This window comes from Nostoc sp. DedSLP03, from assembly GCF_034530815.1.
In the GTDB taxonomy this organism is placed as follows: Bacteria; Cyanobacteriota; Cyanobacteriia; order Cyanobacteriales; family Nostocaceae; genus Nostoc.
Window position 1 is genome coordinate 38,469 of the sequence record NZ_JAVRCK010000036.1, and the last position, 22,425, is coordinate 60,893.

Here is a 22,425-nt window from a genome sequence, read left to right on the forward strand (position 1 = left end):
TTATCTAAGCCCCGACTCTTGCCTGAATCGGGGCTGATTATTTTTTTCTAAAAAGTTCTCTAATTGGCTGCAATGCTCTTCTCAATGCATTTTCTGTATCTAGCTCTACCTCATAAGATAGAATTCCAGGTATAAGAGGCAAAGCCAAATTTACCTTAGCCGACGCAGGTATCCCCGGCTCATTGAGTTTATCTCGAATTTCTAGTAACAGTTGCATAAATTCATCGGAATAGTGGATACTGGGCTTGTTTTCAATCAGTTCCACTTCTTGTACAACGTGAACGATCGCATTACGCGCATCAACTTCTTCTACTTCACACGAAGGGGCAAACTGCGGCAAAAGCTGCCAATACTCTGCTTCATACTTGCGAATCTGCGGAAGAATATCATCTCGAATTTGCTGAGTAATCGCAATCTTCGCACGCGCGTCATAGGTTTTAGCAAAGTCTTTTTCCATACTTCCCAGAGTTTCGTACCACAACTCTAGGTTTCTCTCCACATCTGCTAACCTTCGACTTAAGGACATTCCAGTATAACTCCTGTGAAATTCAATAATATTTGTCAAAAAAATATATTGAGTACGGGTGTAGGCTACAAAAAAAGTGGTACGGGTAAATCGGTAAAAGCTTTCTTATCCTATAGCATAGCAAAAACTTATCTCAAACTCCTTCTGTGCATCCTCTGCGTGAGATAAAATCCTACTTTCTAAGGCCAATTTAAGCTCAAATTCTTTGAGGGATGATAATGTAGCCAGTGGTGCGATCGCCTAATACCAAATTACGTTGTTCTCCCCAATACCACCAGTAAGCAGCAACATAGGCGCAAATTAAGCTATCTAGTTTATCTTCAACTGCTTTGAGGGTTGTGCTTGTGGTGGGAATTTCGGAAGGAAACGAACCGCCAAGACGCAGAGGACGCAGAGGAGGAGAGAAGGAGGGGAGAATATCAAGAAGATAATTTTGGAGTTTAATTAGTTCTAGACGGCGCTCATTGAGGCGTCCTTTTTTGTATTTGAGGATGCGTTCTAAGTTGAATAGGTTAACGATTGCAGGGTGGGGGAAGACTTCTATTTGATATCTACTGAGTTTTTGCGGTTCTATGGTGGGGGCGTGTGCAAAACCGCGTGATTCTAATTCTAAGCCAAAGTTGATGGTGCGATCGGCGAAGGGTAGGTTTTGATTAGCTGGGTAGCATCCCGCATGATATTTGCCAAAGTACTTGTGGCTGAGTTTGTCGGGGAGACGACTCCCGGTAGCATTGGGTATGAGGGTAGGTGCATCTACGGCGATAATGGCTGGCTCATCTGGTTGGACGCTGCGATCGATCCAGGTGAGGATGTCTGCAATGGCATCTTTGCGGTCTAGATCGAGTAATTGTAGTTGTCCATCTATCCATTCTAAACAGCACAATCCACTTGGTTGCGATCGCCAGCCTAAATCAATGCCAATAAATTTCATTGTAATAACACGAATTTGCGATTATTCTCGCATTTACTGACAACCATTTACCTAAATTTACTTGCTCAAAATCTTGAGAAATAATCTTATAATCTTACAAAGATTGTCTTAATTTATTTTATCTCACAATAAATTAATCAAGATTATTCCAATGAAAGTTTTATTTTTACATCCCAATTTTCCCTCACAATTTCGCAACCTAGCGATAGTTTTGGGTAAAGATCCTAATTGCCAGGTTGTCTTTGGGACAAATCGTCGAGAAGGGGAAATACCTGGCGTTTTTAAAGCTATTTATACTCCTTCTCGTGAAGCTGCGCCTCAAACCCACCATTACGTTCGCAATCTGGAAAATGCTGTTCTTACCGCGCAGGCTGTCTATCGCGTGTCTGAGAAATTAAAAGCCGAAGGTTTTGTTCCAGACATAGTTTATGGACATTCTGGTTGGGGACCAACTTTATTTATGAAAGATATTTTTCCCAAAGCAGAATTATTATGTTATTTCGAGTGGTTTTATCACGCTCATGGTTCAGATGCAGATTTTGATCCTAATGAACCACTAAATGCTGATGATGAATGCCGTATCCGCGTGAAAAATACGCCGATTTTAACTGATTTATATAGCTGCGATCGCGGTCTTTCTCCAACTAATTGGCAGCGTCAGCAGTTTCCCAAAGAATATCAAAGCAAACTCACTGTAATTCATGATGGTGTTGATACCAATTATTTTGTTCCCAAACCAGGTGCAAAGTTAGTTTTACCAAGAATAAATCTGGATCTTTCTCATGTCGAAGAGTTGGTAACTTATGTAGGACGAGGAATGGAACCTTATAGAGGTTTTCCGCAGTTTATGGAAACGGTAGCGCTACTTCAGCAGCGACGACCTAAATGCCACGTGGTAGTTGTCGGAGAAAATCGAGTTGCTTATGGGAAGAATCTCCCTGATGGTCAGACTTATAAACAATTAATGCTAGAAAAATTAAAATCATCTTTGGATTTATCGAGGCTGCACTTTACAGATAGGCTACCTTACAATGAGTACCTTCAGGTATTGCAAGCCTCTTCTGTTCATATTTATTTAACCCGTCCTTTTGTATTATCCTGGTCAATGTTAGAAGTAATGGCAGCAGGATGTTTACTAGTAGCCTCTAAGACTGCCCCAGTTTTGGAAGTCGTACAAGATGGGGTGAATGGACTGTTGGTAGATTTCTTTTCTCCTCAGAATATTGCTAATCGGGTTGAAGAGGCGCTGAATAATCCCCAAGAAATGCAAGCAATTCGTGCGAAGGCGCGAGAGACAATTATCAAGCGTTATGATTTGGCCAAATTGTTACCACAGCATTTGCAATGGATGTTCGCTGGTAAAAGTTCTGATAGTTTAAAAAAGCGTCCAAATTCTAAAGGATTTGGCAAAATTCATTAGTCATTGGTCATTGGTCATTTGTCATTTGTTATTTGTCACTTGCATACATATTTTTTGCCTCAAGCAAAGGTGCAAATAAAAACTTGAAAATAAAGACTTTTGCAATAAGTATATTAATCATTAGTTATTGATCGAGAGCAAATGACAAAAGAAAACTATCGATACAACTCTTGGAGAGGCTGCACTACCGACTAAGCTTAGTACAAATGACAAATGACAAATGACCAATGACCAATGACTAATGACAACAACTCTTGGAGAGGCTGCACCACCGACTAAGCTTAATGCAAATGACAAATGACAAATGACTAATGACAAATATGCGAATTATTTTTACCATTGCCCATTTTTTCAAACCTAGCGGTGAGGGTCGTCATGCTTCCCAACGCAAAGACCCGCAACCCCGCTTGCAGGCGTTAACTAATAGCCTTACCGCCTTACACCAATTATTTGGTAAATCTCAAAGTATTATTAACATTGCTCAACGAATAGCTTTTCCTGCTAACCAGCCGCAATCGCATGAAATAGATATTGTTATTTGTACAACCCAAGATAATCATCTTTTAAACCAGCTTCCTTTCCCATCCCATTTATATAAGCTTCATTCTACTAAGGTAGAACCTCTGCTTTTAGCTTTTGAGTGCCAATCTGTTCTGCAAAGTTGTCTTGGTCAGTATGATTATTACTGTTTCTTGGAAGATGACTTAATTATCCACGATCCTTGGTTTTTTATAAAATTAAATTGGTTTACTCAACAAGCAGGTGATTTAAATTTGCTCCAACCAAATCGTTATGAAATCTCGCCTTACGGTTTGGTTCATAAAGCTTACATTGATGGGGATTTGGCTTTGCGAGTAACTGCTCCTTTTCAAAATGTGCAGGAGCAACCAGAACTTAAGGGTACAATTATGAATGCACCAATTACCTTTTGTCGTGCCCTCAATCCTCATGCAGGCTGCTATTTTTTGAATGCAAACCAGATGGTTCACTGGGCTAGTCAACCTTATTTTCTTGACCGAGATATTAGTTTTGTTGGGCCTCTAGAAAGTGCTGCCACCTTGGGAATTATGAAGACATTTCGGATTTATAAAACCTCACCGGAGCAAGCAAGTTTTTTGGATATTCAGCACTTTGGAACTGGATTTTTGGGGTTAATTGGAGGACAGGTGAGTTTAGCACAGAAGTAAATCGAATTTCAAAGTTTGGTTTTTGTGAGCAAAATTAATGCGATCGCTATTTATAAAACATAATAAAAACACATTAGCGATCGCTCAACAATCAACCAATCTTAAATTGTGACTAATGGTTTTTCAACAGGGGTAGGCGTAACTAACGGATCAAATCCTAATTGCTCAATAATGCGCTCTCTAGCTAAAAGGCGGTATTCCCAAAAATGCTCGCCAGCAGCACATAAACCCAAATACATATTTACGAATTGGGGTTTGGTGCGAATGATAGCCCAAAGCTGTTGCCAAAATTGACCCCGAATTTCCTGGCGTTGCCAACCTTGTCGCCAGAGTAAGTTTGCAAGTAGTCGCAGTCCTTTGCCAGGAGGAAAATACATCGTCTGCTGTAGTTGGGGATTAGGTGTAATTTTGAGGCATTGTTCAAAACAACGTTGGAGATAGTTTTTGGGTTCGTACATTCTCCAAATTGCCTCTAAATATTCTTTAGCAACTTCAGCCATTGGACGGGTAGGAACAAAATTCATTAAGGAATTCTGATCCCCTACCTCCAAACATCCAAATCCTTCTAATAATCGCTCCTCTTTTTTTAGTCTTTCCCACAAAGCAGTATTGGGAAGGGCTTGTAATATACCGAGCATCGGTTGAGGAATACCTGTTTCTTCGACAAAAACTTGAATTCGCTCTCCAGCACCAGATTTTTCTCCATCAAAACCAATGATAAATCCTGCATAGATTAGTAATCCAGCTTCATTGATGGTACGACAGGCTTCTAACAAGGGATTGCGGGTATTTTGAAACTTGCGAGTGACTTGCAGACTGTCTTGATCTGGTGTTTCAATACCTAAAAATACTCCGTAGAAACCAGCTTTAGCCATTAATTCTAATAGCTCAGTATCTTCTGCTAAGTTGACGGAAGCTTCGGTTATGAATGTGAAGGGATAATTGCGTTCCTGCATCCAGGGAATTAATGCTTGTAAGAGGCGTTTCACATTGCGTTTATTGCCAATAAAGTTGTCATCCACGACGAACAGAGATCCGCGCCAGCCTAACTCATAGAGGGTTTGGAGTTCTGCTAAAGTTTGACTGGGTTCTTTAGTGCGTGGTTTGCGACCGTAAAGATTAATGATGTCACAGAATTCGCATTCAAAAGGACAACCGCGAGAAAACTGGATTGCCATCATTAAGTAATCATCTCGCTTGAGTAAATCAAAGCGAGGTATAGGGCTTTGGGTTACATCTGGTTTTTCAAAGGCGCGGAAGGTTCCTTGTTCTTCACCTTTGGCGATCGCATCTAAAAATTGTGGAACTGTAATCTCCCCTTCATCTAAAATCAAATAGTTAGCTCCTGCTTTATGAGCAGGTTCTGGCACTGAGGTCGGATAAGGGCCACCCACAGCAACTTTTTTCCCCAGCTGCGCTGCTTTGTGAATTTGGGCGAGAAAGTCTTCTTTTTGTGCAAGCATGGCAGAAAGAATCACGATGTCGCACCATTGCCAATCAGCATCCGTTTCTTGGTTAACATTGCGATCGTAAAACCGAACTTCCCAGTCTGTTGGGAGCATAGCAGCAACAGTCAGAATCCCTAATGGTGGAATAAATGCCTTAAGCCCCGCTATCTTCATGAATTCGTCATAAGACCAAAACGTTTTGGGAAAGCGGGGGTAAAGTAAGAGTACTTTCATTGCTGTAGTCCTCTAATTAAATTTTGGTTGGAAGATTTTTTACTTTTGATAAATCTGTGTTTTGAATAATAATTGCAGAGATGATGCTACAATCCCACTATCCTTATTCTTTCTCTATCTGTCTTGAGAGAGACATTTGCATTGGCAAAAGTAATTTTTTAGTGTTAGCAGGATTACCGCCGTTGTCATAAAATATAATGGCGAATTTGTGCAACGAAAAACTGCCACACCAATCGTCTGTTAGTAAATCCAGAAATAATTGAGCATTTTTATAGGTCAGAGTAGTAAAGCTTTCATCACCAGACTCTCCTGAGTGAAAAAATTAGCTCATAATGTTGAGGTTACTGCTACTTTCTCTGAAAAGAATTTAAATTTTGTCTATCTTTGTAAATCAAAAGTACATAAACTGCTTTGATAAGGAGAAAAAGCTTTAATACAGCGTTTTGCAGTTTAGTATTTCTATTGCCGTGTTATGTAAACGCAACCTTTTGCAATGTCATTGCATCGACTGACAATGCGATTGTTCCGACTAACAATGCCATTGCATCGACTAACAGTGCGATTGTTCCGACTAACAATGCCATTGCATCGACCAACAATGCCATCTTTTTATTTACAACGGACTACAGTCAAGCTTTACAATGCCCACTTTACAAGCTGTCTAAAGTACACTAAATTGTCGTTTTCCTTTGTGAAGAGTTTCTATAGCAATCAAAGTTGAGTTAAAATCTCTCATTCCACAAGGGCGAGTTGACCTGGAAAATGTCAAAATTAAATGAGTTTTGCGTAGGCGCAAGTAACTTGTCGCCAGACATCGCCACTTGACATAACGCGGATTTGAGATAACTAAGTTGGAATTTATGGGCAAGCAACGTGTTCTTTCTGGAGTTCAACCAACCGGCAATTACCATCTAGGTAACTACTTGGGAGCCATTCGCAACTGGGTAGAAGGTCAGAGCGAATACGAAAATTACCTTTTTGTGGCTGATTTACACGCGATTACAGTGCCACATGACCCAAAACAGTTGGCAGCTGATACCTACACTCTTGCTGCTCTTTATCTAGCTTGTGGTCTTGATTTAAATCACTCCACTATCTTTGTACAATCCCACGTTTCGGCCCACAGCGAACTCACTTGGTTGCTCAACTGCATTACGCCTCTGAACTGGCTGCAAGATATGATCCAGTTCAAAGAAAAGGCTGTTAAACAAGGAGAAAATGTGAGTGCAGGCTTATTGGATTACCCTGTGCTGATGTCAGCTGATATTTTGCTTTACCAAGCGGATAAAGTGCCAGTGGGTGAAGACCAAAAGCAACATTTGGAATTGACGCGGGATATTGCAGCGCGGTTAAATCACCAATTTGGTAAACCAGAACAACCAGTTTTGAAGTTACCAGACCCTTTGATTCGCAAAGAAGGGGCTAGGGTGATGAGTTTAGCGGACGGTACACGCAAAATGTCGAAGTCCGATCCTTCAGAGTTAAGCCGAATCAGTTTGCTAGATTCACCAGAGCAGATTCAATACAAAATTAAGCGTTGTAAAACCGATCCGATTCGGGGGCTGACTTTTGACGATCCAGCGCGTCCAGAGTGTAATAATTTGTTAACGCTCTATACATTGCTGTCAGGGAAGAAAAAGGAAGATGTGGCAGTTGAGTGTCAGGATATGGGCTGGGGACAGTTCAAGCCATTGTTGACAGACACAATTATTGAGTCTCTCAAACCAATTCAAGAAAAATATCACTCGATAACGGCGGATAAAAGCTATTTGGAGTCTGTGTTGCGGGATGGAGGGGAAAAAGCTAGAGCGATCGCAAATCAAACTTTATCACAGGTAAAAGCTGCTTTAGGCTACTCTCTTCCTCTATAATTTATCCCTTTTCGGTGTGATTGGCTATACCATTTAAGAAATTGAAAGTCTTAATGTTATGCATCACACCCACAGCCCCACAGGTTTAAATGACTTTCGCAGAGCTGTACAAGCAGGTGAATTTCTAGTTACCGCCGAGGTAGCACCGCCGAAAGGGGGAGATCCAGCACACATGATTCAAATGGCGGCGACTCTTAAGGGAAGGGTTCATGCTGTCAATGTTACTGATGGTAGCCGCGCCGTGTTAAGGATGTCTTCGTTAATGGCGTCGGTGATTTTATCACAGAATGGCATAGAGCCGATTTGTCAAATTGCTTGCCGCGATCGCAACCGCATTAGTTTACAAGCTGATTTGATGGGCGCTCATGCTTTAGGCATAAATAACATTTTAGCTTTGACTGGCGATCCAGTAAAATCAGGCGATCATCCAGATGCCAAAGCAGTGTTTGACTTGGAAGCTGTGCGATTGCTGCAACTGATTCGGAAGATGAATCAAGGCGTTGATTGCAATGAAAAACCCTTGACTGATGGAGCCTTAGATTTATTTGTTGGTGCAGCAGTAGATCCGCAATGTAAAAGTTGGTCAGGTTTACAAAGTCGATTTGAACGCAAAATCGAAGCCGGAGCGCAGTTTTTTCAAAGTCAATTGATTACCGATTTTGATCTGCTACAAAAGTTTATGGATACCATTGCTGCTGGTTATAAAAAACCGATTTTGGCAGGAATATTTCTATTGAAATCAGCCAAAAATGCCCAGTTTATTAATAGATGTGTGCCAGGTGTAAATATTCCCCAACATATTATTGATAGATTGGCAAAAGCCAAAGACCCTTTTGAGGAAGGCATAAAAATTGCTGCCGAGCAAGTGCAGATAGCGCAGCAATTATGTCAAGGTGTTCACATGATGGCGGTGAAGCGTGAAGATGCGATCGCGCCAATTTTAGATTTGGCTGGGATTGCTCCAGTGAATCAGTTGGTATCTATGTAAATTAAAGAATGAATCTTTTATGAAAGCAGATGGTTATTCCTATCTGCTTTTTTTGTGTTGAAACAGACGCGGTTACACTATTTTTGATAGACTTTCAATATCCAATGTTCCTTTGACTAAATTTAGGTGCAAACTGACAAAATATTTTATAGCTTATTTCAAGCTTTTCCTAGCATATTTTTTGCCATAATTGGCGACACGACTGCCAATATCAACGCATATCAATTTTTTTCAGTCGAGCTAAAAGAAACTGCTTTCAGGATTGATGGGGTATTCATCCCCACAAGTGAAACTACAAACCAACCACTTTACTTTGTTGAAGTTCAGTTTCAATTAGACGCAAATTTTTATAGACGCTTCTTTGCCGAAATCTTCCTTTACTTGCGTCAAAACGAATCAGTCAATTTTTGGCGTGCAGTTGTTATCTATCCGCAACGAAGTTTAGATCCAAACGATCGCCTACCATATCAATTGCTGCTAGACAGTTCACAAGTGCAACGCATTTATCTAGATGAATTAGATACGGGGGAGAACTCACTTCAAGTTGCGATCGTTAAATTAATTATCGAAAGAGAAAAGACAGCCGTTGACAAAGGTAGAGAATTGATTTTACAAGCAAGGCAACAACTAACAGATGAATCTACCAGCAAGCAAATTGTAGAATTGATAGAGACTATTCTGTTGTACAAATTTACCCGGTTAAGCCGAGAGGAGTTAGCAGAAATGTTGGGTATAGACGACGAATTCAAAAAAACACGGATGTATCAATCAAGGCAGATGGCTTAGAAGAAGGTCGCCAGGAAGGTCGCCAGGAAGGTCGCCAGGAAGGTCGCCAGGAAGCTAAGTTAGAAGCTATTCCCCGATTGTTGGCATTGGGATTGAGTGTAGAACAAGTGGCGGTGGCTCTTGATTTAACGGTGGCGCAAGTAGAGCAAGCAGCCCAGAATTAGTTTATCTTATAGTGCGCAGTGCTTGCCTCTAATATAATCAGCAGGTGTGACGCCGAATAGCATGTTTAAGACATCGCCTCTTTTTGTTTTAGCTAAACTAAACTAGAAGCGATGTCTACGACGGGCTTACGCCTACGAACTCAAAACCTGGGTTACATCTTACCGTGTTGCAGCACTTGTTGTAGATGTTGGCGAATCTCTTGTGCGTGTTCAATATCAGATTGCCGCAATTTTTGGAACAACTCTACACAAGGTTGAGAACCTACTTGTTCTGCATCTTTGATGTATGTATCGTAAGCTTTAACAGCTTCAGCCTTGTTGTGCAAAACGGTGATAAAATCATACTCCAAGTCGCTAATCGCTGTTTGAGATTGTCCGTTACCTGTATTTGTAGCCATTGCTTGAACCTCTTTTATAATTTCTAATTAACGTTATATTCACCCTTAAAGAGCGATTCATCTTCCAAAAAGAGTATATTTCAATACGTCGGAAGTACCTTGCAAAAGTAGGTTATACCCTTTTAGATTTCAGAGCCATCCAATTTCCTGATATAGTCTCAAACAAAAGAGTGGAGAGTAAGAAAATACTTTTTCACCACTCTCCACTAGAGACACGATGAATATCGTCTCTCCCACTCCCCATTTTCATAACAATTTATCCAAGCGGTTGATTCTCATCACATTGACGTGAATACTGTAATTCCAACTCGTTTTGGCGTTCTCTACCTCCCCTATACACAACCGGACAAAACTTAGTATTAGCACTCATACAATCCATGTGTGGTGTCTTAGCGCATACCACGAGTAGTCCACCCAAAACAAATAACAAACCACAAATTGCAAGCGTATTAACCCAAGAAATTTCCAGCGCTCCGTGAACGACTACCTCTCGCAGTAAAGATACTATTGTTACCTCAACTGCCACTCCTACAGAGATACTATGTTCTTGCAAATAGACCATTAATAGTCGAAATAACTCGACTAAAATCAACACAAATAGTATTTTTGCAGTCACATGTTTATAGTCTAGTGGTTGCATGAGGGCAATAGCTATCCCCCACAATTGGATTAGCATGACGGCGAACAAACCCAAACACAAAACAATTACAATTAAGTCTTGAAAGGCTTCCATGTTGCGAACAATTGATTGCCGATCGAGCCAGCGATCGCTAAATAAAAATCGACTTTTCTGGCGCTTTTGCATGTACATTTTTCCAATCGGGACGAGTTCAGACAACACCAGCGAGTCAACCCAATAGTTTTATCTTATGCAATATTAAGTTTTTCTGCCTCAGCGAGGTTGGTAATTTATTAGTCATTGCTCATTGGTCATTGGTCATTAGTTTTAGACAAAAGACAAATGACTAATGACAAATGACTATTCATTTGAAATTTTGTGCTTGTTGTAACAATTGCTCGGCATTTTTCGCCCATTGGGGATTTTTTTGAGCATTGTATAAATCTCTAGCAAATTGCAATACTTGTACTGCATCGCCATATTGCTGTAACTGGATAAAAACTAACCCAGCACCATAATAAGCGTTGGGATAGTTAGAGTTAGCTTCGGCTGATTTTCTAAAAGCCTCTAATGCTTCTTGCAATTTACTTTGTTGAAAAAAAATTGAGCCAAGATTGTAGTAAGCTTCTGGATATTTGGGATTAATTTTTAATGCCTGATAAAATGCACTTCTGGCTGGATCGAGTTTGCCTTCTTGGAGATAACACATCCCAATATGGTAAGGAGGTTCTGGTGCATTTTTGCTATATTCTACGGCTTTTTTAAAAGATGCGATCGCTTTCTCACAATCTCGTTGCTGTTCTCGCACTAACCCCAAGTTATAGTGGGCAAATCCGAGTTTGGGATCGAGTTTTAAGGCGTGTTGTAAATAATCGTTAGCTAACTGTAAATTATTCCCTTCTAACAACGCTCCGCCTAAATTGGCAAAAGCTGGAGCAAATTTCGGATCTGCTTGCGTCGCTCGATAAAATGCATCCGCAGAGGGTTGTAATTGTCCCGTCTGTCGATATGCTAACCCTAAATTATAGTGCGCTGGTGCTAATGTCGGATCTAATTTAGCTGCTTGTTTAAAAGCAGCGATCGCATCTTGTACCTTTCCCGCCTGAATTGCTTGTAAGCCTTGGTTTAACCAGTCTACAGCAGTTTTAGTATTAGATTGTGCCAGCTTTGAGGCGACAGGAGGAGATAGCGCAAGAGAGGGGAAGGAAATACTCATAATCAGCATCAAACTTACTAACCCTGCTATGCGATATTTAAAGAATGATAATCTCATTGATTTTCTGACTCGCAACACTTTTAGTTAAATTTACTTGATAAAAAGTTTTTTACAAAACTTTTTGATTTGGGATAAAAATTTGCGATCCTTAATTTTTCTTAAGCTAAATCTTACGACAGGCTACAATTTTTTTAACTTTCAATTAAAGGGAGGATAATAACGAATTAAAGAAGGGGTAATTTTGACTCCAGAGAACCATTTTGTTCAAATAGAATTCAGGAGTCAGGAGCCAGAATTCAGTTGGTAATTCTGTACGACTGGCAAAGAAATAAATCGGTTTAAGACGCTCGCGGACTTGCTACTGTCTTAATTCTGAATCCTGAATTCAGAATAGCTGGATTCTTCTTTAACCCTTGATATATACAGAATCATGCGGTTATAAAAGACTTACCGCAAGGGAGGTTTTATGAACGAAAAAGTAAAATCGGGTTCGCGGAACGTTGCAATTGTTGGGCCTTATTTAAGTGGAAAAACCACTTTACTAGAAAGCTTGTTATTTGTCACAGGGGCAATTTCCCGCAAAGGCAATGTTAAGGACAGCAATACAGTAGGAGATAGTGCAGCCGAGTCGCGCGATCGCCACATGAGTGTAGAAGTCAGCGCCGCTAGCACTGAGTATAAGGGCATTCGCTTCACTTTTCTTGACTGTCCGGGAAGTATAGAATTTGCCCAGGAAACGTACAATGCTTTAATCGGAGTCGATGCAGCAATTGTAGTTTGCGAACCCATCCGCGAACGAGTCCTCACCCTTGCCCCTCTATTTAAATTCCTGGACGATTGGGAAATTCCCCACCTCGTCTTCGTTAACAAAATGGATCGGGCAAATATTCACGTCCTAGAAACGTTGCACGCCCTGAAAGCAGTATCTAGCCGTCCTTTGGTAGCGCATCAATATCCCATCATGAACGGGGAACAACTCACCGGCTTTATTGATATGGTGAGCGAACAGGCATATCAATATCATCCAGGCGCACCTGCCGATCCCATTCCCTTCCCCGAAAGTTTAAAAGAAGAAGAACATATAGCACGGGCAGAAATGCTCGAAGCCCTTGCAAATTTTGACGACCATTTACTCGAAGAACTTTTAGAAGACATCGAACCTCCTCAAGAAGAAATCTTCAAAGATTTAAAAATGGAATTAGGGGCAGATTTAGTAGTGCCCGTTTTCTTTGGTGTAGCAGAACAAGATTATGGTGTTAGACCTCTATTAGAAGCCTTGTTAAGGGAAGCTCCCGAACCAGAAACTACAGCAGAACGTCGTTTAAAAAACATCAAAGGGGATACAGCTTTAGCGCAGGTATTAAAAACTTACTACACTCCCCAAGGTGGCAAACTCTCTCTGGTGCGTGTTTGGCGGGGCAAATTAACTGATGGCATCGTCCTTAATGGCATTCGCACTGGTGGAATTTACCGCCTCATGGGACAACAACAACAGTCAGCTAACCAAGTAAGTGCTGGTGAAATTGTTGCATTAAGCCGTTTAGAAGGCATTAAAACAGGCGATACACTCTCCACAGAACAGCAATCGGCAATCAAATTACCCAAAGCTGTAGAGTTGGAACCAGTGTATGCTCTGGCTATTACTCCAGAAAAGCGCAATGATGAAGTGAAACTCAGCAGTGCCATCACCAAGTTATTAGAAGAAGACTGCTCACTTGCTTGGGAACAACATGGCGATACCCACGAAGTTATCTTGTGGGGTCAAGGCGAGATTCATTTACAAGTCGCCCTAGACAGACTGCGCCGCAAATATAACTTGCCGATGACAACCCACTTACCACAAGTGCCTTACAAAGAAACCATCCGTAAAACAGTGGCTTCAGTTCATGGTCGCTACAAGCACCAAAGCGGTGGTCACGGACAGTTTGGTGACGTTTTTCTCGAAATCAAGCCCCTACCACGCGGAACAGGTTTTAACTTTAATGAAACTATTGTTGGCGGCGTGGTTCCTAAACAGTACATTCCTGGCGTAGAAATGGGCGTGCGGGAATTTTTGACACACGGGCCTTTAGGTTTCCCAATAGTGGATGTGGCGGTAACTCTGACTAATGGTTCGTATCACAACGTTGACAGTTCCGAACAAGCATTTAAGCAAGCTGCCCGATTGGCAATGCAAACGGGGATACCCCAAGCGGAACCTACCTTGTTAGAACCGATTTTGCGGATAGATGTTACCACACCGAGCGAATTTACCTCCAAAGTGCTGCAACTATTGAGTGGTAGACGGGGGCAAATTTTAGGCTATGAGGGGAGAAACGATTGGCAAGGCTGGGATAATGTCTCTGCATACTTACCACAAGCAGAGATGCAGAATTTTATTGTAGAGCTGCGATCGCTCACTCTTGGCGTTGGTTCCTTCCACTGGGAATATGACCATCTCCAGGAAGTACCAGAAAAGCTTGCCGAACGTGTCATTCACAGCAATGGCAATGGTAGTAACGGCAACGGCAAGTAATACCAATTTGAAAAAATAATGCGACAAATAGACCATTTGTAGAGACGCGATTCATCGCGTCTTTACCCAAGGATATGTTGCAATCATTAATTGAATTGGTATAATTTTCGATTTTGAATTAATTGTAAAGTAGCGTATGCCCGCCATAGGCATCGCTCCAAAGCTAAGATTCCTGACTTCTGAGAAAAGTCGGGAATCTTTTTTAATCTGTAAAAAATTTATAAATCTCTAACTTGTGTGAAATGGTATGAATTTAATAAAAGCGTTTGGGAATTATGTGATTAAGCATATTCGTCTTAACTACACAGAAAAACTCATGGGCTTTATAGTCTCTCTTGTAACTAGCTTAATTGCAATTCTCGTTTATCTCAATACAGATAAGATATCTAGTGAAAGGTCACGTTTAGCAATACGTGGAATTATGATACTGATTGGCAGCATTGCAGTACTAAATTCTTTTTCTAGGCTTTTGGTGATTGTCCCACCTGGTAATGTCGGTGTCGTCAATTTCTTTGGTGAGGTTTCCGAAACTACTCTTAATCCTGGTGTCCACTTGCTTAACCCCTTTAGCAAGGTGCTGAATTTTTCTACACGCCTTAAGGATATAAAAGAAAATGTAGATGCAACATCTCAAGAAGGTTTGAGCCTAAATCTTGATGTCAGTCTTCAGTACAAGCTCGATCCGCAAAAGGCAGCTACAGTATATAAAACAATTGGAACTGATGAAACACAATTGGTAATTTCCAGATTCCGCTCTACAGTCCGCGCCATCACGGCAAACTACCCAGCCAATGCTATTTACTCTACCAAACGCCAAGAAATCGCCCAAAAAATTGACCAACAACTCACCCAAGAGATACCAGCTTTGGGTTTCATCGTTGAGGAAGCTCTTTTAAGAAACATCAAAATGCCTGATACTCTACAAGCAGCAATTCAAAATAAACTCAAGACAGAGCAAGAAAATCAGCAGATGAAATTTGTTTTAGAGAAAGAGCGTCAAGAGGCAGAACGAAAGCTGATTGAAGCGCGAGGTATAGCTGATTCCCAAAAAATTCTCTCAAATGGACTTAGCAACCAAGTGTTACAATTACGAGCGATTGAAGCCACAGAAAAGCTAGCTCAATCTAATAATTCTAAGCTGGTAATTATTGGTTCTGAAAAAGGCGCAGTGCCTATTATGATCCAGCCATAAACCAGAACTTCAAAGCCTTAAATTTTTCTGATCGAGTCAATGACTTGACATAAGTTTAATTGTATGCAAAATACACTATACATTATTTGCTACGTTCACTCTTGGCGTTGGTTCTTTCCATCGAGAATATGACCATCTCTAATAGTACCGGAAAAGCTTACTGAACGAGTTATTCATAGAAAGGGCAGGTAATTTTGGATTTATTTAAAATCAAAGCCCTGCACCTTTAAGTGCATGGCTTTTTGTCAATGAATATTTAATACGCTTTGGACGTGCTGTTGAAACACTAATCCTTCTTTACCCCAACGCGTTTGTAATTTTTGTATATTTTCCAATTTGATTGCTTTACCAAATCGAGGAAAATGAATGGAACAATCAAATACTTTGTCATTTTCTGGGGGATGCTCCCAATTCTCGGTCATCCAAACTACCTGCACAATACGATAAATATTAAATTCATCTTCAGCATTTGTGTCACGATAAAGTTGATTGTTCAGCATTTGAACAATATGCGTTACTTTTCCATGTTGTCTTAAAATCATTAATTCTGCTTCTAGTGGGGATCTGGCATTATTTTCGTCTCTACCTTTTAAATTTCTCCAATGTAAAGCAAAAATCTTTAAATCTGGATATATAGTATCTATGTTTTCATAAGCCCAAATTTCACCATCTATAGGTGTTATGTTTTTAGTCCAAATTAATCTATTTAAATCTATAACTATTTCTCAATTTTGTTCTAATAAAGAAGCTACAGTTATAGTTTTCCCTAAAATATCGCTAAAGTAACAAAACTTCGTTTTTGCACATATCATAAATCAAAAGTTTGATAGTTAAATATTATTTTTGCTACGATAGTTACATCTTGGCTTTTACAATCTAAACCTGAAATTTCAATGGTAAGTAATGGTAACACTTCAATTGCAACAATTAAGTGTTCCGCCGGGACATAGAGTAATACTCCACGATGTTAGCTGGCAAGAATTTGAGGCAATTTTAGAAGAACTTGGCGACCATCGAGCCACTCGATTGGCTTACAGCCAGGGAACTTTGGAGATGAGAATGCCATTACCAAAGTATGAGAAAGCCAAAGTCATCCTTGGGGATTTGGTGAAAATTCTGTTGGAAGAGTTAGAGATTGACTGTGAAACATTTGGCTCAACCACTTTCAAACGTGAAGATATGGCTTTTGGTGTAGAGCCTGATGATTCTTTCTACATTCAAAATCATGCTCAAATGATTGGTAAAGAGCGAATAGACTTGAGGGTTGACCCGCCACCTGACCTTGCAATTGAAGTTGATGTTACTTCCAAAACTCAACTGGATGCTTACGAAGCATTAGGAGTTCCTGAACTGTGGCGATATGAAAATGGCAAGCTACAAATTAATATTCTTCAGGATGGCAAATACATTGAGTCTGAAATTAGTCCTAGCTTTCCCAACTTGCCAATTGTTAAAGAAATTCCCCGATTTGTCGAACAAAGCCGAACTTTAGGTAGAAGTCCAACGCTTAGAGCCTTTCGTCAATGGGTAAGAAAGCAAATCAACTCAACTTAATGTAACCCTTGCTCTTTTAACAACTCATCTGCCCAAGCTGAATCAATTTCTTCAAGGGGCGGAACTGCGTCACGAGTGTAGTCTATAGCCAAATCAAATCCAGCGCGTTGGCGCAGCCCGCCGTAGGCATCGTAAACGCCATGTATTAATGCTTGCAAGTCTACTAATGGTTCTGTATCGCCTCTATGTATGGGTAACAAAAAAGCTGGAATCTGCTCTTGCAACCCAAAGGGGTATAATTCTGCTTTGGGGCGAGATTCACTGCGACTTACCAAAATGCGATAGTCTGATTTAATTTGACTACCCAAGATTGGCATAGGTTCGCCACCACGCAGCAAGTCTATTTCTAAAAGATGAGTGAAGCTACCTAATACTTGCTGACGTTTACTTTCGTATGCCTTTTTTCCTTCCCCAGTCCGCTTATTTTTTGGTGATAGAATCTCAATCACTGTTACAACTTCTCCTGTTCCCACTTCCCGAACTTCTAGGTATCCTTCTCGTACTTCCTCTAGAATGGGAACGTTGACAGTTATCGGTTTTTTAGGCGGTGCAGCTACTGCAATATTAGACGGTTCTTTTTCTGTGTTTGTTAAAGAACGTCCTACAACAACATCAGGAATCCCAACTAAAATAGAATTTTCATCTGTCATTTGATATACCCGTTTCTCAACCGCCACTCGATATTTCGGTCGCAGTTGAGGAGCAATTGCATCTGCGATCGCTATAATTAATCGACTGTGAACTTCCGGCCACAGTTCAGGATTTTCTAAGTAGGGGTTCATCCCTGGAAATGGTGAAGGCATAAGCTTGGCAAGACTAAATTCTTAATGCTGATCTTAGCAATCTCGTTTGTGAGCGCGAAGATGTTTCAACAAATGAGCGTTGCAATACTTAATAGTATTTCCATAAACAACAGAAGACTCTACGATAAAAAAAGGAGCCTAAGTTAAGCTCCTTAATAAAAAATTGGTAATAGAATTGTGACTACTTAACAGTCACCTTACCGCCAGCTTCTTCGATGCGCTTCTTAGCATCTTCAGCAGCATCCTTAGCAACACCTTCTTTAACTGCCTTGGGCGCAGCTTCTACCAAGTCTTTAGCTTCTTTCAAACCCAAACCGGTCAATTCCCGGACAATCTTCAGTACAGCAATCTTCTTATCAGCTGGGACTGATTCGAGAACCACTTCAAACTCGGTTTGCTCAACAGCTTCTTCGGCAGGAGCAGCAGCACCACCACCACCAGGCATCATCATCATGCCGCCAACAGGTGCAGCAGCACTTACACCAAAAGCTTCTTCAATTTGCTTGACTAACTCAGAAGCTTCCAGCAAAGAAAGACCTTTTAGTTGTTCTAAAATTTGATCGGTTGCAGCAGACATTGATATAACTCCTGTAATTTTGATTATTTATTTGTCATAAGTCATTGGTCTTTAACTATAGACTTTTGACTTTCGACTGATGAACCACGAAGTCTATTCAGCAGCAGTTTCGGCGCTGCTATCTTGAACAGCAGCAGTTTCGGTACTACCACCACTTTGCTCTTGGTCAGCCACAGCCTGCAAAGCACGAGCCAGCGAACCAGGAACTTCGTTGATACCCACAGCAATCTTGGTAGCCAAAGAATTGATAGCTCCAGCAATTTGAGCAATGAGTTGTTCCTTAGATGGCAAGTCTCCTAGTATCTTGACATCAGGTTCTTTGAGTAGGCGACCTTCCAGTACACCACCACGAAGTTCTGTCTTCTTGGTGGCTTTTTGGAATTCTTGGTATGCCTTAATTGCCGATGAAAAATCATCTTTTACCAGCAAAAATGCGGAAGAACCATTGAGCAATTCCGACAAAGGTTGCCATTTTTCATCGTCTTTGATAGCAATGCCCATTAAGGTGTTCTTTGTCACCTTACAAACGGTGCCACTAGGACGCAGCCGCCGCCGTAAATCGGTAATTTCAGCAACAGTTAGTCCCTGATACTCTATTACCAGTGCCAGAGTTGACTCACTCAAAGTTTCTTTGAGGTCAGCTACTATTTCTTGTTTATTTTCTAGTGTTCTACCCATTCCAATCTCACCTCCTTAAAACAATCGGGGAAGTGCCCTAGTTGTGTTTTTTCTCAACCTGAACCCAAACAACAAACCCCAGCTAATATAGCCGGGGTTGAGTAGTAAAACTCTTGACGCCATAGTTATCACACCTTTGTGGGTGGTAATTCTGACAATTAGAGTTTTAACCTCGGCAGGATATTTAAGCTGTTAGCACCTGCTGTCTCCGGCTTTGCCTATTTAATTTTGTCATTTGTCATTTGTCCTTTGTCCTTTGCCCTTTGCCTTTACAAATGACAAATAACTAAGGACTAATGACTAAAAATTAACCAGCTTCGCTCAGTTTCAAATCTCGTAGGGCGGTGACATCAATTTTAATTGATGGCCCCATTGTGGCTGACACATAAAATGTGCGCCAATAACGACCTTTAGCTCCTGAAGGACGATTGCGGTCAATTGTTTCCTGCAATGCCTTTAGGTTAACTAACAAATCTTCAGGCGAGAAGGTTGTCTTACCAAACATAACATGGACAATACCAGTTCGGTCAGCTCGGAATTCTAATTTACCTGCTTTGAATTCTGCGATCGCACCTGCTAAGTCAAATGTTACAGTTCCACCTTTGGGTGATGGCATCAAACCACGCGGCCCTAGCAACTTACCCAGCTTTGCCACCTGTGGCATCACATCGGGTGTGGCAATCAGCTTGTCAAAATCCAGTCTACCTTTTTGGATTTCGTCAATTAGTTCTTCTGACCCAACTAAATCAGCACCAGCACTGCTGGCTTCGTTTACCTTTTCGCCTCTGGCTATCACCGCCACCCGGACGATTTGTCCTGTACCTTTGGGCAGTGCTACCGTTGTCCGTAACTGTTGGTCTGTATATTTGGGGTCAATTCCTAACCGGATATGCGCTTCCGCAGCTTCAGTAAATTTAGCTGTTGCTGTGTCTTTGAGAAGGGCTAAAGCCTCTAGCGGTTGATAGTCCTTATCTTCTACTTTTGCTTGCAGACCCTGCAAACGACGCGATATTTTTGCCATTTGTTCTCCTGGGGTAATTCCGAAGCCTCGCCTCTCCCCCAATAATTTTTAGTTATTTGTCCTTTGTCATTTGTCCTACCCTGCGGGAAGCCGCTGGCGCGTCTATGTCATTTGTCCTTCGTCATTTGTGATTTGTTGATTTTTTCTAATGACTACTGACTAATGACTAATGACCAATGACTAATCTTTGACTGTTACACCCATATTTTTAGCCGTTCCTGCCACAATCTTCATTGCCGCTTCGATATCGTTGGCGTTGAGGTCGGGGAGTTTGGTTTGGGCTATCTCTTGCAATTGTGCTTTGGTTATTGACCCAACCTTCTTTTTGTTGGGTTCATTTGAGCCTTTTTCAACTTTCGCTGCCTTCCGAATCAGTACTGATGCGGGTGGCGTTTTGAGTACGAATGTAAAACTCCGGTCTTCAAAAACCGAAATTTCTACAGGTATCACCATTCCAGCTTGGTCTGCTGTTTTGGCGTTATACTCTTTACAAAACATCATGATGTTGACACCATGTTGACCCAAGGCGGGGCCAACTGGCGGTGCTGGATTGGCTTTTCCAGCATTCAGGGCCAGTTTAATGACCGCCACTACTTTCTTCGCCATTTGTATTTAACTCTGTTTTTCTACCTGATTAAATTCCAATTCTACTGGTGTATCCCTGCCGAAAATTGAGAGCAAGGCTTTAAGTTTACTCCGTTCTGGAGAGACTTCAATCACCTCGCCTTCAAAGTCTTTAAATGGACCAGAAAGCACCATTATCTTATCACCAGTAGCCATGTCAATTTTGACAACAGCTTCTTGTTCGCTGGTTTGTTTGAATATACGTTCAACTTCTGAAGAACTTAGTGGTATGGGGTTGACATGACCGCGACCCTTGCTGCTACCACGTTTTTGTTCTGAACCGACAAAGTTAATTACATGAGAGGTGTTGCGTACCACCTGCCAAGTATCATCATCCATCATCATTCGCACCAGCACATAACCAGGAAAAACTTTTTCTTCTGTATGCTGGCGACTGCCATCTTTGCGGATTTTCACCGCTGGCGTCTGTGGAATTTCTACCTGGATAATTTTGTCAGCGACATCAAAAGTTTGAATGCGTTGCTCTAAGTTAGTCTTTACACGCTTTTCACAGCCTGAAGCTACTTGTACTGCATACCAGCGTGCTTCTTTTGACGCTGCTTCTGCTGCTTCTGCTGTTTCTGCTGTTTCTTCTGACTGCAACATTGAGTTGCGTGGTTCATCTGTTGCAAAACTCATTAGAACACCTGTTTTGCTGCCCAATGAAACAATCCATCGACCAAGTATATCAAAGATGCGGAGAGTGCCACCATTAACAACACAGCGGCGGATTCGCTCACTATCTGTTTCCGACTGGGCCAAACTACTTTTTCAAGTTCTTCTTTGGTTCCCTGTATGAAGTTGCCAAAGCTAAACCCATTTGCGCTTTCTGGCAATTCTGCTTCACTTTTTTTGGCCACAACTGTTTATCCCCCGTTTCTTAATACTAGATCCTGTTTAATTGTCATCTAGGTTTGCAGTTTCGACTCTATTTTACTTGCTCTCAGCAAAACAACTGCAAATACAATAAGTTTACCCGAAATTATTAGCGCTAACTGCTATACTAGCAGCTGCGTAATTATTTCGGGCTTTGTTTTTTGCTCTTGAGCGCGCCCTGGAGGACTTGAACCCCCGACATCAGGTTTTGGAGACCTGCGTTCTACCAACTGAACTAAGAGCGCACAAGCTGTTTTTGATTCAGTGATTGCGCTGAACTAAATTTTAGTTTAACGCAATATGCGATTTATATCATAGCTTAATTTTGCCCTTGAAAGCAAATCAGCGGCAGATGCCGCTTGCAGCTTGAGATTTCTCCCATTCTTTTTCTTTTGCAGGACGAATCACAAAGGGCGGTCAAACCGTTGCTTGATTCGGGTTGCCTTACCTACGCGATCGCGGAGATAATACAGTTTAGCACGTCGGACTTTACCTCGACGTAACACTTTGATGCTGTCAATCCGGGGAGAATGCAACAGAAATACCCGCTCAACGCCCACGCCTTGAAAAACCTTACGAACTGTAATAGTTTCGTTGATGCCGCCATTGCGCTTGGCAATCACAACTCCCTCGTAGGGTTGCACGCGGTATTTTTCGCCTTCCTTGATTTTCACTCCCACTTTTACAGTGTCGCCCACATAAATTTCGGGCACATTCGATTTTATCTGTTCCGCTTCAATGGAGCGGATAATCTCTTGAGCGTTCATAGTCTTTCTGTCTGCTGAAAAAAACTCACG

The 22,425-nt window shown here is 41.3% G+C and carries 23 protein-coding genes, 1 tRNA gene, 1 pseudogene and 1 other annotated feature; of the genes and pseudogenes, 8 read left to right on the top strand and 17 right to left on the bottom strand.

The features are described from left to right. Positions 1-37 precede the first annotated feature (37 nt). Entirely contained in the window at positions 38-526 is a 489-nt protein-coding gene (locus tag RM368_RS18430) for a hypothetical protein (protein ID WP_322695399.1), read from the bottom strand. 196 nt (positions 527-722) lie between these two features. Continuing rightward, positions 723-1,457, bottom strand: a complete 735-nt coding sequence (locus RM368_RS18435; RefSeq protein ID WP_322695400.1) for a DUF429 domain-containing protein — start codon at positions 1,455-1,457, stop codon at positions 723-725. 151 nt (positions 1,458-1,608) lie between these two features. Here RM368_RS18435 and RM368_RS18440 point away from each other — a divergent pair, with 151 nt between their 5' ends. Both RM368_RS18440 and RM368_RS18445 read left to right on the top strand, forming a co-directional pair. Next, positions 1,609-2,877, top strand: a complete 1,269-nt coding sequence (locus RM368_RS18440) for a glycosyltransferase family 4 protein (RefSeq protein ID WP_322695401.1) — start codon at positions 1,609-1,611, stop codon at positions 2,875-2,877. Positions 2,878-3,197: 320 nt separating this feature from the next. Then, positions 3,198-4,064: a calcium-binding protein gene (locus RM368_RS18445; protein WP_322695434.1), complete on the top strand. Its 867-nt coding sequence runs from the start codon at positions 3,198-3,200 to the stop codon at positions 4,062-4,064. A 101-nt stretch (positions 4,065-4,165) separates the two neighbouring features. On the opposite strand, the gene RM368_RS18450 is transcribed toward RM368_RS18445, so the two are convergent. Together RM368_RS18450 and RM368_RS18455 are read right to left on the bottom strand one after the other, a co-directional pair. After that, complete coding sequence (locus RM368_RS18450; protein WP_322695402.1) at positions 4,166-5,746, bottom strand: B12-binding domain-containing radical SAM protein; 1,581 nt, start codon at positions 5,744-5,746, stop codon at positions 4,166-4,168. A gap of 470 nt (positions 5,747-6,216) precedes the next feature. Beyond that, positions 6,217-6,351 (bottom strand): hypothetical protein, encoded by a 135-nt coding sequence (locus RM368_RS18455; protein WP_322695403.1) that lies wholly within the window; start codon positions 6,349-6,351, stop codon positions 6,217-6,219. A 255-nt stretch (positions 6,352-6,606) separates the two neighbouring features. On the opposite strand from RM368_RS18455, the gene trpS reads away from it, so the two are divergent. From trpS to RM368_RS18470, 3 genes and pseudogenes are all read left to right on the top strand, one after another. Next, positions 6,607-7,617, top strand: a complete 1,011-nt coding sequence (gene trpS, locus RM368_RS18460) for a tryptophan--tRNA ligase (protein WP_322695404.1) — start codon at positions 6,607-6,609, stop codon at positions 7,615-7,617. Positions 7,618-7,675: 58 nt separating this feature from the next. After that, entirely contained in the window at positions 7,676-8,605 is a 930-nt protein-coding gene (locus tag RM368_RS18465) for a methylenetetrahydrofolate reductase (RefSeq protein ID WP_322695405.1), read from the top strand. A gap of 126 nt (positions 8,606-8,731) precedes the next feature. Further along, a pseudogene (locus RM368_RS18470) lies at positions 8,732-9,555 on the top strand (Rpn family recombination-promoting nuclease/putative transposase). A 152-nt stretch (positions 9,556-9,707) separates the two neighbouring features. Here the strand turns inward: RM368_RS18470 and RM368_RS18475 are convergent. The 3 genes from RM368_RS18475 to RM368_RS18485 form a co-directional block, all read right to left on the bottom strand. Further along, positions 9,708-9,953: a hypothetical protein gene (locus RM368_RS18475; RefSeq protein ID WP_322686256.1), complete on the bottom strand. Its 246-nt coding sequence runs from the start codon at positions 9,951-9,953 to the stop codon at positions 9,708-9,710. Positions 9,954-10,209: 256 nt separating this feature from the next. Then, positions 10,210-10,764, bottom strand: coding sequence for a phosphate-starvation-inducible PsiE family protein (locus tag RM368_RS18480; RefSeq protein WP_322686257.1), 555 nt, complete (start codon positions 10,762-10,764; stop codon positions 10,210-10,212). 172 nt (positions 10,765-10,936) lie between these two features. After that, complete coding sequence (locus RM368_RS18485) at positions 10,937-11,845, bottom strand: tetratricopeptide repeat protein (protein WP_322695406.1); 909 nt, start codon at positions 11,843-11,845, stop codon at positions 10,937-10,939. 409 nt (positions 11,846-12,254) lie between these two features. Between RM368_RS18485 and RM368_RS18490 the strand changes: the two genes are divergently transcribed. Beyond that, positions 12,255-14,303, top strand: a complete 2,049-nt coding sequence (locus RM368_RS18490; RefSeq protein WP_322695407.1) for an elongation factor G — start codon at positions 12,255-12,257, stop codon at positions 14,301-14,303. 316 nt (positions 14,304-14,619) lie between these two features. Beyond that, the gene (locus RM368_RS18495; RefSeq protein WP_322695435.1) at positions 14,620-15,495 is read left to right on the top strand and encodes a prohibitin family protein; all 876 of its coding nucleotides are present in this window, start codon (positions 14,620-14,622) and stop codon (positions 15,493-15,495) included. 245 nt (positions 15,496-15,740) lie between these two features. Here RM368_RS18495 and RM368_RS18500 read toward each other — a convergent pair whose 3' ends face one another. Next, a complete protein-coding gene (locus RM368_RS18500; protein WP_322695408.1) occupies positions 15,741-16,037 on the bottom strand; it encodes a hypothetical protein in 297 nt (98 codons plus the stop codon). Between the two features lie 361 nt (positions 16,038-16,398). Between RM368_RS18500 and RM368_RS18505 the strand changes: the two genes are divergently transcribed. Then, positions 16,399-17,049, top strand: coding sequence for a Uma2 family endonuclease (locus RM368_RS18505; protein ID WP_322695409.1), 651 nt, complete (start codon positions 16,399-16,401; stop codon positions 17,047-17,049). On the opposite strand, the gene RM368_RS18510 is transcribed toward RM368_RS18505, so the two are convergent. The 9 genes from RM368_RS18510 to rplS all read right to left on the bottom strand — a co-directional run bounded on the left by RM368_RS18510 (position 17,046) and on the right by rplS (position 22,395). After that, a complete protein-coding gene (locus tag RM368_RS18510; protein ID WP_322695410.1) occupies positions 17,046-17,852 on the bottom strand; it encodes a DUF4058 family protein in 807 nt (268 codons plus the stop codon). The genes RM368_RS18505 and RM368_RS18510 overlap by 4 nt on opposite strands. Positions 17,853-18,033: 181 nt before the next feature. After that, positions 18,034-18,429, bottom strand: a complete 396-nt coding sequence (rplL, locus tag RM368_RS18515; protein ID WP_322695411.1) for a 50S ribosomal protein L7/L12 — start codon at positions 18,427-18,429, stop codon at positions 18,034-18,036. Positions 18,430-18,522: 93 nt separating this feature from the next. Next, complete coding sequence (gene rplJ / locus RM368_RS18520) at positions 18,523-19,107, bottom strand: 50S ribosomal protein L10 (protein WP_322695412.1); 585 nt, start codon at positions 19,105-19,107, stop codon at positions 18,523-18,525. Positions 19,108-19,168: 61 nt separating this feature from the next. Continuing rightward, positions 19,169-19,337, bottom strand: a sequence feature (ribosomal protein L10 leader region). A 77-nt stretch (positions 19,338-19,414) separates the two neighbouring features. Continuing rightward, positions 19,415-20,128, bottom strand: coding sequence for a 50S ribosomal protein L1 (gene rplA, locus RM368_RS18525; protein WP_322695413.1), 714 nt, complete (start codon positions 20,126-20,128; stop codon positions 19,415-19,417). Between the two features lie 180 nt (positions 20,129-20,308). Further along, on the bottom strand, positions 20,309-20,734 hold the full coding sequence (gene rplK, locus RM368_RS18530) for a 50S ribosomal protein L11 (protein ID WP_322695414.1): 426 nt from the start codon (positions 20,732-20,734) through the stop codon (positions 20,309-20,311). A gap of 6 nt (positions 20,735-20,740) precedes the next feature. Then, positions 20,741-21,391 carry a transcription termination/antitermination protein NusG gene (gene nusG / locus RM368_RS18535; protein WP_322695415.1) on the bottom strand — a complete coding sequence of 217 codons (651 nt, stop codon included), beginning with the start codon at positions 21,389-21,391 and terminating at the stop codon, positions 20,741-20,743. Further along, a complete protein-coding gene (secE, locus tag RM368_RS18540; RefSeq protein WP_322695416.1) occupies positions 21,391-21,612 on the bottom strand; it encodes a preprotein translocase subunit SecE in 222 nt (73 codons plus the stop codon). Before secE ends, nusG begins: the two co-directional genes overlap by 1 nt. A gap of 188 nt (positions 21,613-21,800) precedes the next feature. Beyond that, a tRNA-Trp gene (locus RM368_RS18545) sits at positions 21,801-21,873 on the bottom strand. A gap of 159 nt (positions 21,874-22,032) precedes the next feature. Further along, a complete protein-coding gene (rplS, locus tag RM368_RS18550) occupies positions 22,033-22,395 on the bottom strand; it encodes a 50S ribosomal protein L19 (RefSeq protein ID WP_322695417.1) in 363 nt (120 codons plus the stop codon). Between the last annotated feature and the right edge of the window lie 30 nt (positions 22,396-22,425).

Bases quoted from the DNA above. Each gene is read 5' to 3' on its own strand.
- RM368_RS18430 (WP_322695399.1), bottom strand. From the start codon at position 526: ATGTCCTTAAGTCGAAGGTTAGCAGATGTGGAGAGAAACCTAGAGTTG.
- RM368_RS18435 (WP_322695400.1), bottom strand. From the start codon at position 1,457: ATGAAATTTATTGGCATTGATTTAGGCTGGCGATCGCAACCAAGTGGA.
- RM368_RS18440 (WP_322695401.1), top strand. From the start codon at position 1,609: ATGAAAGTTTTATTTTTACATCCCAATTTTCCCTCACAATTTCGCAAC.
- RM368_RS18445 (WP_322695434.1), top strand. From the start codon at position 3,198: ATGCGAATTATTTTTACCATTGCCCATTTTTTCAAACCTAGCGGTGAG.
- RM368_RS18450 (WP_322695402.1), bottom strand. From the start codon at position 5,746: ATGAAAGTACTCTTACTTTACCCCCGCTTTCCCAAAACGTTTTGGTCT.
- RM368_RS18455 (WP_322695403.1), bottom strand. From the start codon at position 6,351: ATGGCATTGTTGGTCGATGCAATGGCATTGTTAGTCGGAACAATCGCA.
- trpS (WP_322695404.1), top strand. From the start codon at position 6,607: ATGGGCAAGCAACGTGTTCTTTCTGGAGTTCAACCAACCGGCAATTAC.
- RM368_RS18465 (WP_322695405.1), top strand. From the start codon at position 7,676: ATGCATCACACCCACAGCCCCACAGGTTTAAATGACTTTCGCAGAGCT.
- RM368_RS18475 (WP_322686256.1), bottom strand. From the start codon at position 9,953: ATGGCTACAAATACAGGTAACGGACAATCTCAAACAGCGATTAGCGAC.
- RM368_RS18480 (WP_322686257.1), bottom strand. From the start codon at position 10,764: ATGTACATGCAAAAGCGCCAGAAAAGTCGATTTTTATTTAGCGATCGC.
- RM368_RS18485 (WP_322695406.1), bottom strand. From the start codon at position 11,845: ATGAGATTATCATTCTTTAAATATCGCATAGCAGGGTTAGTAAGTTTG.
- RM368_RS18490 (WP_322695407.1), top strand. From the start codon at position 12,255: ATGAACGAAAAAGTAAAATCGGGTTCGCGGAACGTTGCAATTGTTGGG.
- RM368_RS18495 (WP_322695435.1), top strand. From the start codon at position 14,620: ATGGGCTTTATAGTCTCTCTTGTAACTAGCTTAATTGCAATTCTCGTT.
- RM368_RS18500 (WP_322695408.1), bottom strand. From the start codon at position 16,037: ATGATTTTAAGACAACATGGAAAAGTAACGCATATTGTTCAAATGCTG.
- RM368_RS18505 (WP_322695409.1), top strand. From the start codon at position 16,399: ATGGTAACACTTCAATTGCAACAATTAAGTGTTCCGCCGGGACATAGA.
- RM368_RS18510 (WP_322695410.1), bottom strand. From the start codon at position 17,852: ATGCCTTCACCATTTCCAGGGATGAACCCCTACTTAGAAAATCCTGAA.
- rplL (WP_322695411.1), bottom strand. From the start codon at position 18,429: ATGTCTGCTGCAACCGATCAAATTTTAGAACAACTAAAAGGTCTTTCT.
- rplJ (WP_322695412.1), bottom strand. From the start codon at position 19,107: ATGGGTAGAACACTAGAAAATAAACAAGAAATAGTAGCTGACCTCAAA.
- rplA (WP_322695413.1), bottom strand. From the start codon at position 20,128: ATGGCAAAAATATCGCGTCGTTTGCAGGGTCTGCAAGCAAAAGTAGAA.
- rplK (WP_322695414.1), bottom strand. From the start codon at position 20,734: ATGGCGAAGAAAGTAGTGGCGGTCATTAAACTGGCCCTGAATGCTGGA.
- nusG (WP_322695415.1), bottom strand. From the start codon at position 21,391: ATGAGTTTTGCAACAGATGAACCACGCAACTCAATGTTGCAGTCAGAA.
- rplS (WP_322695417.1), bottom strand. From the start codon at position 22,395: ATGAACGCTCAAGAGATTATCCGCTCCATTGAAGCGGAACAGATAAAA.